Source organism: Brenneria sp. hezel4-2-4, assembly GCF_013155275.1.
Classification (GTDB): domain Bacteria; phylum Pseudomonadota; class Gammaproteobacteria; order Enterobacterales; family Enterobacteriaceae; genus Brenneria.
On sequence record NZ_JABJXS010000003.1, the window covers coordinates 210,177 to 226,601 of the forward strand.

At 53.1% G+C, this 16,425-nt stretch carries 17 protein-coding genes; 9 read left to right on the plus strand and 8 right to left on the minus strand.

What is annotated here, in order from left to right; genetic code table 11:
* Positions 1-2: 2 nt before the first annotated feature.
* Complete coding sequence (accA, locus tag HOY33_RS07720; RefSeq protein WP_172289636.1) at positions 3-962, plus strand: acetyl-CoA carboxylase carboxyl transferase subunit alpha; 960 nt, start codon at positions 3-5, stop codon at positions 960-962.
* Between the two features lie 71 nt (positions 963-1,033).
* On the opposite strand, the gene HOY33_RS07725 is transcribed toward accA, so the two are convergent.
* The 3 genes from HOY33_RS07725 to HOY33_RS07735 are packed head-to-tail and all read right to left on the minus strand — an operon-like array spanning position 1,034 to position 3,889.
* Entirely contained in the window at positions 1,034-1,738 is a 705-nt protein-coding gene (locus tag HOY33_RS07725; protein ID WP_172289637.1) for a lactate utilization protein C, read from the minus strand.
* Positions 1,731-3,158 carry a LutB/LldF family L-lactate oxidation iron-sulfur protein gene (locus HOY33_RS07730; protein WP_172289638.1) on the minus strand — a complete coding sequence of 476 codons (1,428 nt, stop codon included), beginning with the start codon at positions 3,156-3,158 and terminating at the stop codon, positions 1,731-1,733. Before HOY33_RS07730 ends, HOY33_RS07725 begins: the two co-directional genes overlap by 8 nt.
* Before the next feature lie 11 nt (positions 3,159-3,169).
* Positions 3,170-3,889, minus strand: coding sequence for a (Fe-S)-binding protein (locus HOY33_RS07735; RefSeq protein WP_172289639.1), 720 nt, complete (start codon positions 3,887-3,889; stop codon positions 3,170-3,172).
* A gap of 405 nt (positions 3,890-4,294) precedes the next feature.
* Between HOY33_RS07735 and HOY33_RS07740 the strand changes: the two genes are divergently transcribed.
* Positions 4,295-4,684, plus strand: a complete 390-nt coding sequence (locus HOY33_RS07740) for a VOC family protein (RefSeq protein WP_172289640.1) — start codon at positions 4,295-4,297, stop codon at positions 4,682-4,684.
* On the plus strand, positions 4,674-6,005 hold the full coding sequence (tilS, locus tag HOY33_RS07745; RefSeq protein WP_172289641.1) for a tRNA lysidine(34) synthetase TilS: 1,332 nt from the start codon (positions 4,674-4,676) through the stop codon (positions 6,003-6,005). Before HOY33_RS07740 ends, tilS begins: the two co-directional genes overlap by 11 nt.
* A 49-nt stretch (positions 6,006-6,054) precedes the next feature.
* On the opposite strand, the gene rof is transcribed toward tilS, so the two are convergent.
* Both rof and HOY33_RS07755 read right to left on the minus strand, forming a co-directional pair.
* Entirely contained in the window at positions 6,055-6,315 is a 261-nt protein-coding gene (gene rof / locus HOY33_RS07750; RefSeq protein WP_172289642.1) for a Rho-binding antiterminator, read from the minus strand.
* Entirely contained in the window at positions 6,302-6,502 is a 201-nt protein-coding gene (locus HOY33_RS07755) for a YaeP family protein (RefSeq protein ID WP_172289643.1), read from the minus strand. Before HOY33_RS07755 ends, rof begins: the two co-directional genes overlap by 14 nt.
* A gap of 239 nt (positions 6,503-6,741) precedes the next feature.
* Here HOY33_RS07755 and HOY33_RS07760 point away from each other — a divergent pair, with 239 nt between their 5' ends.
* Positions 6,742-7,296 (plus strand): YaeQ family protein, encoded by a 555-nt coding sequence (locus tag HOY33_RS07760; RefSeq protein WP_172289644.1) that lies wholly within the window; start codon positions 6,742-6,744, stop codon positions 7,294-7,296.
* Between the two features lie 81 nt (positions 7,297-7,377).
* On the plus strand, positions 7,378-8,073 hold the full coding sequence (gene nlpE / locus HOY33_RS07765) for an envelope stress response activation lipoprotein NlpE (protein WP_172289645.1): 696 nt from the start codon (positions 7,378-7,380) through the stop codon (positions 8,071-8,073).
* A gap of 169 nt (positions 8,074-8,242) precedes the next feature.
* Here the strand turns inward: nlpE and mutS are convergent, their stop codons facing one another.
* Both mutS and HOY33_RS07775 read right to left on the minus strand, forming a co-directional pair.
* On the minus strand, positions 8,243-10,807 hold the full coding sequence (gene mutS, locus HOY33_RS07770) for a DNA mismatch repair protein MutS (RefSeq protein ID WP_172289646.1): 2,565 nt from the start codon (positions 10,805-10,807) through the stop codon (positions 8,243-8,245).
* A gap of 1,139 nt (positions 10,808-11,946) precedes the next feature.
* Positions 11,947-12,147, minus strand: a complete 201-nt coding sequence (locus tag HOY33_RS07775) for a hypothetical protein (RefSeq protein WP_172289647.1) — start codon at positions 12,145-12,147, stop codon at positions 11,947-11,949.
* Between the two features lie 133 nt (positions 12,148-12,280).
* Here HOY33_RS07775 and HOY33_RS07780 point away from each other — a divergent pair, with 133 nt between their 5' ends.
* The 4 genes from HOY33_RS07780 (at position 12,281) to HOY33_RS07795 (ending at position 15,520) form a co-directional block, all read left to right on the plus strand.
* Positions 12,281-12,931, plus strand: coding sequence for a DUF421 domain-containing protein (locus HOY33_RS07780; RefSeq protein WP_172289648.1), 651 nt, complete (start codon positions 12,281-12,283; stop codon positions 12,929-12,931).
* A gap of 126 nt (positions 12,932-13,057) precedes the next feature.
* Positions 13,058-13,399: a zinc ribbon domain-containing protein YjdM gene (locus HOY33_RS07785; RefSeq protein WP_172289649.1), complete on the plus strand. Its 342-nt coding sequence runs from the start codon at positions 13,058-13,060 to the stop codon at positions 13,397-13,399.
* Positions 13,400-13,514: 115 nt separating this feature from the next.
* Entirely contained in the window at positions 13,515-14,606 is a 1,092-nt protein-coding gene (gene mltB, locus HOY33_RS07790; RefSeq protein ID WP_172289650.1) for a lytic murein transglycosylase B, read from the plus strand.
* A gap of 185 nt (positions 14,607-14,791) precedes the next feature.
* The gene (locus tag HOY33_RS07795) at positions 14,792-15,520 is read left to right on the plus strand and encodes a sulfite exporter TauE/SafE family protein (protein ID WP_172289651.1); all 729 of its coding nucleotides are present in this window, start codon (positions 14,792-14,794) and stop codon (positions 15,518-15,520) included.
* Here HOY33_RS07795 and HOY33_RS07800 read toward each other — a convergent pair.
* Positions 15,498-16,391, minus strand: a complete 894-nt coding sequence (locus tag HOY33_RS07800) for a LysR family transcriptional regulator (protein WP_172289652.1) — start codon at positions 16,389-16,391, stop codon at positions 15,498-15,500. The genes HOY33_RS07795 and HOY33_RS07800 overlap by 23 nt on opposite strands.
* Between the last annotated feature and the right edge of the window lie 34 nt (positions 16,392-16,425).

Genomic DNA, 16,425 nt, shown 5'->3' on the forward strand with positions numbered 1-16,425 from the left:
CTATGAGTCTGAATTTTCTTGATTTTGAGCAGCCGATTGCAGAGTTGGAAGCGAAAATTGACTCGCTGACCGCAGTCAGCCGTCAAGACGAAAAATTGGATATTAATCTGGACGAAGAAGTCCAGCGCCTGCGTGAGAAAAGCGTTGAACTGACGCGTAAAATTTTCTCCGATCTTGGCGCCTGGCAGGTCGCGCAGTTGGCGCGCCACCCGCAGCGTCCGTATACGCTTGACTACATCAAGCACATCTTTACCGACTTTGATGAACTGGCCGGCGATCGCGCCTATGCCGATGATAAAGCCATAGTCGGCGGGATTGCGCGTCTGGACGGGCGCCCGGTGATGATCATCGGTCATCAGAAAGGACGTGAGACCAAAGAAAAAATTCGCCGCAACTTTGGTATGCCGGCGCCGGAAGGCTATCGCAAAGCGTTGCGCCTGATGGAAATGGCCGAACGCTTTAAAATGCCGATCATTACCTTTATTGATACGCCGGGCGCTTATCCGGGCGTGGGCGCCGAAGAGCGTGGTCAGTCGGAAGCCATTGCGCGCAACCTGCGTGAAATGTCCGGCCTGAGCGTGCCTATCGTCTGTACGGTTATCGGTGAAGGCGGTTCCGGCGGCGCGCTAGCGATTGGCGTGGGCGACAAAGTCAACATGCTGCAATACAGCACCTATTCCGTGATCTCACCGGAAGGCTGCGCCTCTATCCTGTGGAAAAGTGCGGATAAAGCGCCGCTGGCTGCGGAAGCGATGGGCATCACGGCGCCGCGTCTGAAAGAGCTTAAGCTGATTGATAGCGTGATCCCTGAACCGTTGGGATCGGCGCACCGTAATGTGCCGGCGATGGCTGAATCACTGAAAGCTCAACTGCTGGCCGATCTCCAGGATTTGGACGCGCTGAGTGAAGAAGAACTGCTGAACCGCCGCTATCAACGTCTGATGAATTACGGCTACTGCTGATACCCGCCGTTGCCGCGGCAACGATTAAACAGACCCGCCATCCAACAGGATTGCGGGTTTTTTTATCGGCATCAGCAGTCTTCAATAATCAGATACACCGCATTCACCGGCCCGTGTACCCCGACGACCTTAATCAATTCAATGTCGGCGGTGGAGCTGGGGCCGGCGATCAGATTGATACAGGCTGGGATAGGTTCGCCGTTTTGCGCCATATGATGCAACCGTTGCGCCAACTGCGCCACACGCGGCAGGATGGCGCTTTTGCGCAGCACAAAAATGGACGTTTCGGGCAGCAGGCTGATTGAGCAGCCGCGCTCCGGCGCGGAAAACAGCACCACGCCCGCGGACTCCGTCAGTCCCGCCTCGGCATAGACCACGCCGATTTTTGCCCGTTCGGCCAGCCGAATATTCTCCTGCCGCGCCGCCGGTCGCCAGACATGGGCGTGGTAATGCCGTTGCAAGGTCTGCGTAATGCCCAGTTCTTCCAGACGCGCGTCGCCGCTGACCACCACCGGCGTTCGGCCATACTCTTCGCACAGCGCCAGCAAATTTCCCTGTAGCGCCTCCGCTGATGTCAGCACACAATGGGCTTTAAGGATGTCGCGGGCGAAATCGACAAAGGCCTGACAGCGCTGATCCCGCGACAGATCCGTCAGGCGCGTTTGCGCCAGCAGTTCGACCTCCGACACGGCGCCAACCGGCGTATGGCGTACCTCCCGGCCAAGCTGTCGGGCAATTTCCGCTAAAAAGTCGTCACGGTTTTGTTGATTAAGCATTATTTTTCCCCTCGGACTGGTGGCGTTTGAACCAACTGCGGAAGCTTTCGCCGTCTGCTGCCGGTAAGTCGCGTGCCTGCGTCCAGGCGCCCAGCGCGCCGAGCGTCAATGGCGCCTTGCCATCCTTGATCAGCCATTTGGCGGCTTTGGCGCCCGCCACCATCCCCACTTTCCATAAGCCGGGATGCGCGTTGGCATAGTTGAACAGTTTGATAACCCGTTGTTCCGTTTTGGGCGTCAATCCCTGTTCCGCCATCACCCGGCGATGTTTGAGCAACAATTGCGCCAGCGGGATTTTCACCGGACAGACCTGATTACAGGCGGTACACAGCGAGCAGGCGTAAGGCAGATCTTTAAAATCTTTGTAGCCGCCCAACAGCGGCGACAGCACGGAGCCGATAGGGCCGGGGTAGATTGAGCCGTAAGCGTGTCCGCCGATATGACGATAGGCCGGACAGGTATTGATGCAGGCGCCGCAGCGGATACAGCGCAGGACCGAGCGGAATTCGGAACCCAGCACCCGGGAGCGTCCGTTATCGATAATCACCAGATGGAATTCCTCCGGTCCGTCAATATCGCCTTGCCGGCGCGGGCCGGTCAGCCAGGTATTGTAGCTGGTGAGTCTGGCGCCCACCGCGCTGCGGCATAGCATGGTGATCAATACGTCGACTTCGGCAAAGGTCGGCGCGATACGCTCCATGCCCATCACCGCGATATGGGTTTTCGGCAGCGTGGTGCAAAGCCGTCCGTTGCCTTCGTTGGTCACCAGGCACACCGAGCCGGTTTCGGCGACGGCAAAATTACAGCCGGTAATGCCGATATCGGCGGTTAGAAAATCCTGACGGATCTTTTGACGGATAAATAAGGTCATGGCTTCCGGCGTTTCCGGGCCGTTGTAGCCCAAACGCTCGCTCAGTATGCGTCTAATCTGATGACGGTCTTTATGGATCGCCGGCACCACGATATGCGACGGCGGATCCTCATCCAACTGGAGAATAAATTCGCCCAGATCGCTTTCCACCACTTCAATTCCCGCCTGCTGGAGCTTGGGGTTCATGCCGATCTCTTCCGTGACCATCGATTTGGACTTCACGATTTTTTTGGCCTGTTTGGCCTGCGCCACCTTCAGAATATAGTCGGTGGCCTGTTCGTGGGTGCGGGCGAAAAAGACATGTCCTCCGTTGTCATGCACTTTCTCCGTCAACTGGTACAGATAGGCGTCAAGGTTTTCCAGTACGTGATTACGGATGTGTTCCGCCTGCTCGCGCCATTGTTCCCAGTTCCCCAACTCTTCCACCATCTTTTGCCGGTTGGCGCCGATGCGTTCCTGCGCCATTGAAACGTTACGCCGCATGATAGCGTCCTGCATTTCGGCGTTGATACGCGGTCTGAAATCGATTTTGCTGGTTTTCAAAGACATACGCGGCCCCCTTATCGGCTCATCAACACTTCGGCGATATGCATTACTTTGACGGGATGTTTTTCCCGGCTGAGTCTGCCGCCGATATTGAGTAGGCAACTGACGTCGGCGCTAATCAGATAGTCCGGCTGCGCGGCTATCAGATGCCGCACTTTTTCCTTGACCATTTCACCGGAGATTTCGGCCATCTTGACCGAAAAAGTGCCGCCGAAACCGCAGCAGGTTTCCTGGTGTTCGAAAGGTATCAGCTCAAGTCCTTTCACATGGCGTAACAGCGTGAGCGGGGCATCGGTGATGCCCAGTTTGCGGGACAGGCTACAGGAGGGGTGATAGACCGCCCTACCGGGCAGAGAGGCGCCGACGTTGACCACGCCCAGAATATCGACGATAAACGAAGTGAGATCCTGCATTCGATCGGCCACGGCCTGCGCGCGCCGCGCCCAATCCGGTTCGTCGCTCAGATACCCGGCATAGCTTTTGATGGCATAGGTGCAGGAGCCGGCCGGGGAAACTATCGGATAATCATTTTCTTCCAACGCCATGATTAGCGACTTCATGGCGGGTTTGGCATCTTCGACATAGCCGCTGTTCAGTGCCGGCTGGCCGCAACAGCCTTGTTTTTCTGGAAAAAAAACCTTACAGCCCAATTTCTCAAGCAGTAACACCGTGTCACGCGCCATCCTGGCTTTTAAGGCATCGCCCAGGCAGGTGACATAAAAATTAATGTTCATTGACGTTTGCTCCATTGCTAACGATTAAAACAGCCGGACTGATAAATTTATTTTTAATATTATTTTATGATTCAAATGGTTATTTTTTTGGTGCCGCCTAATCACTTCAGCAGCGTCAGTCCGCTGCTTAGCACCAACAAAGGAAACTGACTGAAAATCAGGCCGACGATTCATTGCAATGCAGGAAACAGCGGAGAGCACAGCAGGATAAAAATAAAGGTTAGCAGATATCTTGCGCCTGGGCGTAACATCTGCCCCGGTGATATATCGTGTTTGGTATCGGCTTTCCGTGTCAGATTGTCGCTGTAGATTGCGCCAGGCATCACGATTACAATCGGTCGGCGTCTTTTGATTATGCCGATCATCATGAGCAAGACAATTCGCGGGAGGGAACAGGATAGCGCTATGCTAAAACTACAGGGTATTCACCATATTGCTATCATCGCTGCCGATTATGCGCGGAGTAAAAGATTCTATTGCGATATTCTGGGTTTTACCCTGATGAATGAGATCTATCGCGCGGAGCGGGACTCCTGGAAGGGCGATTTGGCGTTAAATGGATGTTATCTGGTAGAGCTATTTTCTTTCCCTTCGCCGCCGCCGCGCGTCAGCCAGCCGGAAGCCTGCGGTTTGCGGCATCTGGCTTTTGCGGTTGAGGATGTCGAGCAGGCTATCATTACGCTCGCCCGGGCCGGGGTGAGTTGCGAGCCGGTGCGCATTGACGCTGACACGCGGCGACGGTTTACTTTCTTTAGCGATCCCGATGGGTTGCCTTTAGAGCTGTATGAGAGTTGAATCCGTGAGCGAACCTGAAGATATTTTGCTTGCCTCCCTCGCGTCACAGACGGCGGGACATCGGCAGATTCTGGTGGCTTACAGCGGCGGGCTGGATTCCAGCGTCTTGTTGCATCTGCTGGTCACGCTGCGCCAGCGTAATCATGTCGTTGTCCGCGCCGCCTATGTTAATCACGGTCTAAATCCGTTGGCGGATAGTTGGGCTGAGCACTGTCGCCGGCAATGTCGGCAATGGCAGGTGTCTTTCGCGGAGCTGAAAGTGAATGTCGATGCGCAAAACGGCGGTATTGAGGCGGCGGCGCGTGAGGCGCGCTACCGGGCTTTAAACGCGCATTTACTGGATGATGAGGCGCTTTTGACGGCACAGCATCTGGACGATCAAAGCGAAACGTTTTTGCTGGCGCTCAAGCGTGGCAGCGGGCCGGCCGGGCTTTCCGCGATGGCCGCCAGCACCCTATGCGATAACCACACCCTGCTGCGTCCATTGCTGGGTTTTTCTCGTCAACAGTTGGAGCAGTATGCGCGGCGGCATCAACTGCGCTGGATTGAAGATGACAGCAATCAGGATGAGCGCTTCGACCGCAACTTTTTGCGCCGCAAGGTGCTTCCTTTATTAACCGGGCGCTGGCCGCATTTTCCCGCGGCGGTGGCCCGTAGCGCGCAGCTCTGCGCCGAGCAGGAACAACTGCTTGATGAACTTTTGGCCGAGTCGTTACGGGAACTGTGTCGGCCGGATGGCTCCCTGAGCATTGAAGGCATGTCGTCGTTGAGCCCGGTCAGGCGCTTTGCTTTATTGCGGCGCTGGCTGGCTGAGCAGGGGGCGTCGATGCCTGCGCGCGATCAGTTGCAACGGTTATGGCATGAAGTTGCCGTCAGCCGTCAGGATGCCGATCCGGTGTTACGGCTAAACCAATGGCAAATCCGGCGTTTTCGCCAGCGCCTTTATGTGCTGCCGCTGATGCACTCGCTGAAAGACCACATATTGCCGTGGTCGCCGGGATCCGGCGGATTAACGTTACCTGATGGCCTGGGGGATCTCTCGCTGGCGGATGAAGGGGGAACCGCCGTTCGCGCGCCGCGCGCCGGCGAGCAGGTAAGCATACGTTTCACCACCGGCGGCACGGTACGCATTGTGGGGCGGGCTGGCGGGCGGCAAATCAAGAAACTCTGGCAGGAGCTGGCTGTGCCGCCGTGGTTGCGGGATCGCACCCCGCTGGTTTTTTACGATGACCGATTGATCGCCGCGCTAGGGCGGTTTGTTACGCTGGAAGGACAGGCGCGGGACGATGAGCCGTGCTGGCATATTGTCTGGCGTAACTGAAATGAAAACGGACAACCGAAGTTGTCCGTTTTAGAGAAAAGTTTGCTGGTTAAGCCTCGCTGACGACGACTTTTCCTATTTCCGGATGGCTAAAGCTGACGATGTGATCGAGGCGCAATTCCCGCTTTGAACCGGACTCTTCGATCACCAAATATTCAACATGCTTACGTGAGATCATGTCACTGGCTTTACCGGTAACGATTTCACCATTACGCAGCTCCAGCGTCAGCGTCAAATTCTGCTGACAGGTGGCTTCCAGATTGTCGTAATCATCACAGTTGATGGGTTGATATTCGTTACTCATTGACATAATCGCTCACCAATAAGTTAGCGGCGGCATAAGCCGCCTGTTCCCTGACAGAGGATGGCAATTCGCCGTTAGCGGCAATGTCATCCAGGGTTTTCAATACACAACCCAGCGCGTCGGGTATATAGCCCAGATCGCCGCTGGCGATCTCTGCGTATAAGCGGCGTACTAATTCACCGTATTTTTGCACTATATCCTCCCTTGAAAGCTTAACCCGGTAGACATTCATGCACCTTGATTATGACTGTGGCCGATGTTGTAAGCCTACGGAGATAAACTCTACTTATCAAATCGACTATAGCATAGGCATTGGCAGGATATCAGTATTCCTCAAACACCTAATCGTTCGGTTATGTAGCAGATATCACCTTTACTGTGAGGATAGCGCTAACTCAAGTACACTGTCGCTGGATAAACGTGAGGTTACAGATGGCATTAAAAGCAACGGTTTACAAGGCAGCGATTAATATTGCGGACATGGATCGTCATTTTTTCCATGACGCCAACCTGACTATCGCCCAGCATCCTTCAGAAACGGAACAGCGGATGATGCTGCGTTTGCTGGCCTGGATTTGTCATGCGGATGAAAATTTACGTTTTACCAAAGGGTTAAGCGCTGACGATGAGCCGGAAATCTGGCGGCGTAATGACACGCTGGAGTTGGAACTGTGGATTGAGCTGGGTTTACCCGATGAGAAGAGGCTGAAAAAAGCCTGCAACCAATCCCGTTCGGTGGTGCTGTACGCCTATGGCGAGCGCGCTGCGCAGGTATGGTGGCAAAACATCGCGGACAAGGTGGCAGGGTATAAGAACCTGACCATATATTTTCTGGACGATCGCCAGTTGGCGCAGCTTGCCGCGTTGGCAAAGCGTAATATGACGCTACAGGCCACCTTGCAGGAAGGAACTATCTGGCTGTCAGACAGTGAGAATAGTCTGGAAATGACGTTCGCAGACTGGCAAATAGCCCCGAGACAGGGATGATTGTTCGCTATGTTGATGAACGGTATAAGAAATCACCAATAAAATGAATAACGGTAACAGGACAACCCCAGCGGGAGAATAATGGTGAGAAAACTGGCGATTGGCGTGTTGTTGACTGCGGTAATATCGGCGTTGATTGGGTGTCATACACGTTCACGGATGCAGGAAGAACCGCTTCAACCGATGGCGCAAAGCTATCGTGGAACACTGCCCTGTGCTGACTGTGAGGGGATCGATACGTCGCTGTTTCTGGAAAAAGACGGCACGTTTGTCTTACGTCAGCATTATCAGACGACGCGCGAGGGAACGTCGGTCTTTGCTGAATATGGTCAGTGGCGGCGGACGGCGGACAAATTGGTGTTAACCAACAGTGAGGGGGAAAAGCGTTATTTTCGCCCGCTGGGAAAAGATTTGGAGATGCTGGATCAACAGGGCGTGCCTATTCCGTCTTCTCACGCCTATCGGCTGATTGCCACAGAACTGGCTTTACCCGATACGCCGATGGCGATGAAAGGCATGTATCGCTATATGGCGGATGCGGCGACCTTTACCGATTGCGCGACGGGAAAAACCTTTGTGGTGGATAATACGCTGGCGTTGGAAAAACAGTATATGAACGCCCGAAGCGCCGCAGGTGAACCGGTGTTTACGATATTGACGGCGCATTTCGCCATCGTTCCCTCAATGGAGGAGGGACAGATGACCAAAGCGCTGGTGCCGGACAGCGATGAGGTGCAGATGAATGCGCGCCAACGGTGTGACCCACCCGTTGAATAGCATCGGCGTATAATGAAAAAGCGCTGAAAAATCAGCGCTTTTCAGACTGTTGACAAAGCCCGTTATTAGGGAGAGCGCCCCTCGGTACGCTAGGCCCGGGTATCTCAGGCTTACAAACGACTTTGTCGGCAATCAGCGCTTTTTTAGGTGCATGATAAAAACGCGCCGCTTACAGCATCTTCTTCAACTGATACAGCCAATCCAGCGCCTGACGGGGCGTTAACGCATCCGGATCGATCGATTCCAGGGCTTCCATCGCCGGTGACGGCTCCTCATTACCCAGCAACGCCAGCTGTGCGCCATCAATGTGACTGGCGGTGGCGTTATTGGACAGCGTCTCCAGCTCTTTCAGTTTTTGGCGCGCCCGCTTAATGACGTCTTTCGGCACCCCCGCCAATGCGGCCACCGCCAGTCCGTAGCTTTTGCTGGCGGCGCCGTCCTGCACGCTGTGCATAAAGGCGATGGTATCGCCATGCTCAAGAGCGTCCAGATGGACGTTTACCACGCCTTCCATTTTTTCCGGCAGATTGGTCAGTTCGAAATAGTGAGTCGCAAACAGCGTCATGGCTTTGATGCGGTTAGCCAGATTTTCAGCGCAGGCCCAGGCTAGCGATAATCCATCGTAGGTCGAGGTTCCCCGGCCGATTTCATCCATCAGCACCAGACTGTTTTCCGTCGCGTTGTGCAGGATGTTGGCGGTTTCCGTCATTTCCACCATAAAGGTCGAGCGGCCGGAAGCCAGATCGTCCGCCGCGCCCACGCGGGTGAAAATACGATCCACCGGGCCGATAACCGCCTGATCGGCAGGAACGAAGCAGCCAATATGCGCCATCAGCACGATCAGCGCCGCCTGACGCATATAGGTACTCTTTCCGCCCATATTCGGGCCGGTAACGATCAGCATACGGCGCTGGGGGGAGAGAGACAGCGGATTCGAGATAAAGGGTTCGCTGAGAACCTGTTCCACTACCGGGTGACGTCCGCCGGCGATCTTTATACCGGGCTTATCGCTTAGCGTCGGGCACACATAGTTCAGCGTATCCGCGCGCTCCGCCAGATTCGCCAGTACATCCAGTTCGGCGAGCGCCGCCGCGCTTTGCTGGAGTTCCGCCAGATGCGGCAGCAGCAGATCGAACAGTTGATCATAGAGAGCTTTTTCCAATGCCAGCGCTTTGCCTTTGGAGGTCAGCACCTTATCTTCGTATTCTTTCAGCTCCGGGATGATATAGCGTTCGGCGTTTTTCAGCGTCTGGCGGCGAACGTAATGTATCGGCACCAGATGGCTTTGGCCGCGGCTGACCTGAATATAATAGCCATGTACGCCGTTAAAACCGACCTTGAGCGTATCCAGCCCCAGTTTTTCGCGCTCGCGAATTTCCAGCCTGTCCAGATAATCACTGGCGCCGTCGGCCAGCGCCCGCCATTCATCCAGTTCGGCGTTGTAGCCCGTTGCAATCACGCCGCCGTCGCGCACCAGCACCGGCGGGGCCTCGACGATGGCGCGTTCAAGCAGATCCAGCAGCTCGTCGAATTGCCCAATCTGGCCGACTAGCTGGCGGACGGCGTCCGTTTCCAACGGCGCCAACTGCGCACGAATCTCGGGGAATTGCTGAAAGGCGTGGCGCATACGCGCTAAATCGCGCGGGCGGGCGGTACGCAGCGCCAGACGCGCCAGAATACGTTCCAAATCGCCTACCTGCCGTAGATAAGGCTGCAATTCCGCTGTGATATCCTGCAACGCGCTGATGGCCTGTTGGCGCTGCGTCAGCGCGGCGATATCGCGGCTGGGCATGTGGATCCAACGTTTCAACATCCGGCTGCCCATGGGCGTCACCGTACAGTCGAGCACCGCGGCCAGCGTATTTTCCGTACCGCCGGCCAGATTCTGCGTCAGTTCCAGATTACGCCGCGTGGCGGCATCCATAATGATGCCGTCCTGCTGACGTTCCATCGTGATGCCGCGGATATGCGGCAGGGAAGTGCGCTGAGTATCTTTGGCATATTGCAGCAGACAGCCCGCCGCCCGCAGCGCCAGCTTCGCCTGATCAACGCCAAATCCCGTGAGATCGCGCGTACCGAATTGCAGATTGAGCTGCTGACGGGCGGTGTCCAGTTCAAATTCCCACAGCGGACGGCGGCGCAACCCGTGGCGGTGTTCAATCAGTGACATGGATTCAAACGACTCGGGGTAGAGCAATTCCGCCGGATTGGTACGCTGTAATTCTGCGGCCATGGTTTCCCGATCGGCCGGTTCGGTGACCCGGAAACGGCCGGAGCTGATATCCAGCGTGGCATAGCCAAAGCCCCGCCCGTCCTGCCAGATGGCGGCGAGCAGGTTATCTTGTTTTTCCTGCAACAACGCTTCGTCACTGATGGTGCCGGGCGTCACGATACGCACGACTTTGCGCTCCACCGGCCCCTTACTGGTGGCGGGATCGCCGATCTGTTCGCAGATAGCGACCGACTCGCCCAACAGCACCAGCTTGGCAAGATAGTTTTCGACGGAATGATGGGGAACGCCGGCCATGGGAATCGGCTCCCCGGCGGATGCTCCGCGTTTGGTCAGTGAGATATCCAAAAGCTGCGATGCCCGTTTGGCATCGTCATAAAACAGCTCGTAAAAGTCACCCATACGGTAGAACAACAGAATTTCCGGATGCTCCGCCTTGAGCTTGAAATACTGTTTCATCATTGGCGTATGGCTGGAAAGGTCCTTGTCAATAGACTCATTCATATTGATTTTACTCGGTTTTTACTCTGTCTGTTAGCTCAGGCGGCCGCTGATAAAAGCGCCAAAAACCTACCTAAACCCATTAATTTGTCGCCTGGGAGTATGCCAGAAAAGGTGTATCTTGTTAGAAATCTTATCTTATCACCGACATGCCGCGTGATTCACCTGTGGGGTTCAGGGGGAAATCAGAACCTCTAAAAACCCTACATTATTCATTCAGCGACAGGGTGCTCCCGTCAGGCGTAGCGCTAATACTGGTAAAGCATTACAGGAAGTTATCAGAGCAACGATGGTAAATGTATCTGATTTTACGAGTATCGGTTATGCCTGCGAAACGGCTCGCAACTTTGCCCGCTACTGCGATGATTTTTCTCGTTCTAACGGTGTGTCATCAAGCATAATGCGCCCCGCTATCAATCGCAGGAACAGGTTAAAACCTCCCGCGTTAACATGCTGAAAATGCTGATCTTCATGAAGGGAGCTTCTGGATTTGTCGATAGCCATATTGTTAGTTTGCTTAACAGGGGGAGTCTTTGTCTGGTAGACCAATACCTTTCGGATAGGGATCTCACCTGAGCTACTACGAACAGTTTGATAAAGTCGTGGCAAAATAAGGTGTCAGCTTGGGAAACGGGTTAAAAGAACCGGCGTGTAAAGCGCTTCGTAAGCAGGGGATTGAGCCGAAAGGCTAAAATTTAGCTGATTAGCAGAACGGATAACCAAGGGAATGAGTAATGGATAAAAGAAATCATAACCTCAGGATTGAATGTCAGGGAACGACTTCGTCTGAAAAATAACTACGTGGACACCCAAAAAAGCCTTACAGCAAAGATGCAAAAATAAAAGACATTGAACCTTTTGCTGATATATCTTGTTTATATCACGTTTATCCTGGAAAGGGATGTTAATCCCTTTCCTTTTGCCACTCTGTTTCGCCGTTTATGATTATCGTATTATAAATAGTATTAAATTTTTTGTATTTATTTATGGAATCATGTTGCTATGCGTCTTAAAAAAAGATTATTTTGAGTTGGCTGTTTTTAATTGATTTCTACATTTTTTTGGTGGATGAGTCAATAGTCTTTATTGGGCAGTTCTTTTTGTATCCGGTCTTTTTTGAATCATAATTAGCCAGATTATTATTATAAAGGTAATAATGGCGAGAGAAGATGGAAGTGTAGCATCGTCATTAAATGATATACGCCTTGCCTGCCGTCGGAAACTTGTAATAAATCGTTTGAATTGCCGCGCTTTTTACCGGCGAAACCTTGTTCCGGATGCGCAGGAATTCGATGCGTGAGGGCGGTTTTCCTGAAAAATACAGCAGGGCTGCTGATTTTCATCTATATACATCATGGTTGGAAGCGGTTGTGCTGGCTGGATAAACAGCATGAGGTTTTTTCAGTGACGGCCTAGAAGGCGCCTTGGCGCGGCTTTTTGATTGGCGGTTTGGTAAACGAGTGGGACAGAGGATATATGGGATACTACGGCTTAGTATTAATAAAGTTCATCATTGGATTTTTTATTGTAATCATGCACCTGAATCTTTCAGGGAAAACGCAGCTTTCTCAGATGACGCCAGTTGATTTTATTGGGAATTTTGTTCTAGGGGGGATAATCGGCGGGGTGATATACAGTGATAGCATACCGCTTCAGCAATATGTGCTGGTGTTATTTATTGGCGTCGGGCTGATATCGCTGCTCAATGCCATCACTAAGCATGTTAATTTTTTCCGTGCAATAGCCATCGGTAATCCGCTGCCTATCGTTAAGAAGGGGCGCTTTATCATGGACAATATTCTGCGTAAGAAAAATAAAATAGATATTTTGAATATCGCTTCTCAATTACATTCGCAGGGAATCAATTCGTTCCAGCAGGTCACCTATGCTCAAATAGAACCCAGCGGTCAACTGACGGTTGTTTGTGATAACGCGAAAATGCCCTCGGTTATTATTATGAAAGACGGTAAAGTCAGACAGGAAGAGTTGGAACAAATAGAAAAAGATCAAGAGTGGCTAAAAGGCGAACTGAATGAGCGTAGTCTCAAGGATGAAGATATTTTTATCGCTGAGTTCTGGGATGGGAAAGTGATGTTTATTCTGCGGGACGGCAAGATAGTGAGATGATTCAGGTATCGCCAATCGATGACTACTCAGGATGCGCATAACGCGCTAAAATATCGGTAGCTGGTAACACAATCTTTGATTTTATTGGCTTTTTTCATAAACTTTATTATTTTCAGGAATTTTATAATGCAACAGCTACCGAATTGCCCTAAATGTCACTCTGAATATACCTGGCAGGATAATGAATTACTGAACTGCCCTGAGTGTGGGCATGTATGGGCAATGGATGGTGATTCGGCTGCTCAGGAAGAAGGGCCGATCGTCAAAGATGCCAACGGCAACTTGCTGGCGGATGGCGATACCGTTACCGTGATTAAGGATCTCAAAGTAAAAGGCAGTTCTTCGCCATTGAAAATGGGTACGCGGGTGAAAGGTATTCGTTTGGTTGAAGGCGACCATAATATCGATTGCAAGATTGACGGTTTTGGCGCCATGAAGCTGAAATCCGAGTTTGTGAAGAAAAACTGATCATAAAGCACCCTGGCTTTCAGCGGAAAACAGGGTGCATTTTGTGGTTTTTTCACGTCAGGCGATGCTTTACCATAGCAACGACTCTTTTTTCATCTGTTTAGACGGACATCCAATGCGTCATTTGGCTATTCTTGTTTCACTGCTTGCCTTGCTTTCCGCCTGTAGCAGTAAGCCGACGCCGTCAGCCGAAGCGCCTCAGGGCAATCCCTTTAAAGGCGGTTTTCTGCTCGAGCCTGCGCATACCGGTCATTTGCAGAGCGGCGATTTTGCTTTTAATCCGGCGACGAACCGCTTTATCGACAAAATGGTGAGTGAACACGGTTTTGACCGCCAGCAACTGCACGATGTATTGGCTCAGACGCAGCGGCTGGATTGGGTGATTCGTCTGATGGATAGACAGGCGCCAACGCCGCCGCCAACCGTGCCTCGCCCGCCGTCCGGGCCGAACGGGGCCTGGACGCGTTACCGTAATCAGTTCATTACCCCGGATAACGTACAAAACGGCGTGGTTTTCTGGAATCAGCATCAAGACGCGCTGCAACGCGCCTGGGAAATATACGGCGTTCCCCCGGAGATCATTGTCGGGATTATCGGTGTGGAAACCCGCTGGGGCCGGATAATGGGGAAAACCCGCATTATTGATGCCCTGGCAACCCTGTCTTTCGACTACCCGCGCCGCGCCGCGTACTTCACCGGCGAGTTGGAAACGTTTCTGCTGATGACCCGCAACGAGGGGAATGATCCGCTCAGCTTGCGGGGTTCCTATGCGGGCGCTATGGGCTATGGTCAATTTATGCCGTCGTCGTTTAAAAACTATGCGGTTGATTTTGATGGCAATGGGCATATCAATCTATGGGATCCGGTGGATGCCATCGGCAGCGTAGCCAATTACTTTAAAGCACACGGCTGGCGCAAAGGGGGCGTTGTGGCTGTACCGGCGATCGGTCAGGCGCCATCGCTGGCCCATGGCTTCAATACGCGCTATTCCCTCTCGACGTTACAGGCTGCCGGGCTAAGGCCGCAGAGTACGCTGGGTGGCTATGAAGAGGCCAGTCTGCTGCGTCTCGACATCGGCAGCGGATACCAGTATTGGTATGGTTTGCCTAACTTCTACACCATTACCCGTTACAACCATAGTACCCATTACGCAATGGCGGTGTGGCAACTGGGTGAGGCGGTTGGCCGGGCGCGGCAGGGGTATTAATCAATATTGGTGATATCGGCGACAAATCAACGGTTCTGTCGCCGGTTCTTGCCGGCATCTATACGTTTCCTCCTGCTGTTCACGTCTGTTTTTCCTTTAGTCAGCCTCAGGTAAATCCGCATATACCCCGCAAGACCGTTTCGTGACAATGAGGCCATTGTTTACCTTATTTTCAGGACATGGTCATGGCGGTAATTCTTATCGTTTTTTTACTGGCGGGGATGGTCAAAGGCATCATTGGCGTGGGGCTGCCGACGATTGCCATGGGATTATTAACGCTCACTATGTCGCCGACGACAGCGGCAGGGGTGTTGATTATCCCCTCTCTGGTCACCAATATCTGGCAATTGATTTGCGGCCCGGCGTTCCTAAGCCTGGTTAAGCGATTTTGGTCGTTATTTGCCGGCATCATCATCGGCACGTTGTGGGGAGGATTACCGACCTTAACGTCCTCATCTTCCTGGACGGGGGCGGCTATCGGACTGATTCTGGTTCTGTATGGCATATGGGGAATACTGGCAAAAAAACTGCCTCAGCCCGGCCGCCACGAAGTCTGGCTATCGCCGCTGGCGGGGTACGTTACCGGCGCGATTGCCGCCGCGACGGGGGTTTTTGTTATCCCGGCTGTGCCTTACCTGCAATGTCTGGGGCTGAATAAACACGACCTGGTGCAGTCATTAGGGTTGGCTTTTACGGTTTCAACCATCGGACTGGCGATACAGTTGGCTCAGGGAATAGGGCTGAGCGGCATCGATCTTGGGATATCGTGTTTCGCGCTTCTTCCCGCTATCCTCGGTATGATGATTGGGCAACGTCTGCGCCACCGCATTAGTGAGAAAACCTTTCGGCAGTGCTTTTTTGCAGGGTTAATGACGCTGGGCGGGTATATGTTTATCCCTTTTGCCGCAGGGTAATAAACTCAACGAATTCCTGAAAATAACCGGGCAACGCTGAAAACCGGCGGGCGCAGATAACCAGATTTCTTTTTGCCCAAACGTCAGACAACCCGATGCAGTGGATATCAAGCGAATGCATCATACGATTTGCCGCATGTCGGGGGAGAATACCCACGCCGATACCGCGCTGAATGACATGCATAACCGCGTCGAAGCTGGCTAACCGTACGCGATAATTTAAACGTCGGCCCAGCTTTCTGGCGTGTTCGTCAATATGTTCCTGCAAGGCGTAACCGGCGCTCAGCCCTATAAATTCCGCCCCGACGATGGCTTCAAACGCTATCATGTCATGTTGCGCCCACCGGCTGTCGCCGGGCACCACCGCCACCAGTTCGTCCTGGCGGAAAGGGCGGGTTTCCAATCCGTTTAGCTGCACGGTGTCCGCCACAATGCCTAAATCCGCGGTTTGATTTTTAATCTCGTTAACAATGTCGCGGCTGAGCTGTTCATTCACCGCGATCGATATATTGGGACGTATGAGTAAATACTGCCCCAGCAGTTCAGGTAAATACTCACTCAGCGCGGCGGAATTGCACAGCAGGGGAATATGGCCGCGTAGTCCTTTACTGTATTGATGTAACTCGCTGCGCATATGTTCGACCTGATGCAGGATGATCGTGGCATGATGAACCAGTGAATAGCCCGCCTCGGTCAGAGTGACGCCGTTTTTTGAACGTAATAATAACGGCACGCCGAGTTCATTTTCCATGCCCCTGACGCGCTCACTGGCTGCTTGCAGCGTCAGATTGGACGTCACGGCGCCCCCGGTAATGCTGCCTGCTTTCTGGATATGCAAAAACAGACGAAGATCCGTTAAATCAAATCTCATGCCATCAACCTGCGATTATGGTGATAGTGATGTT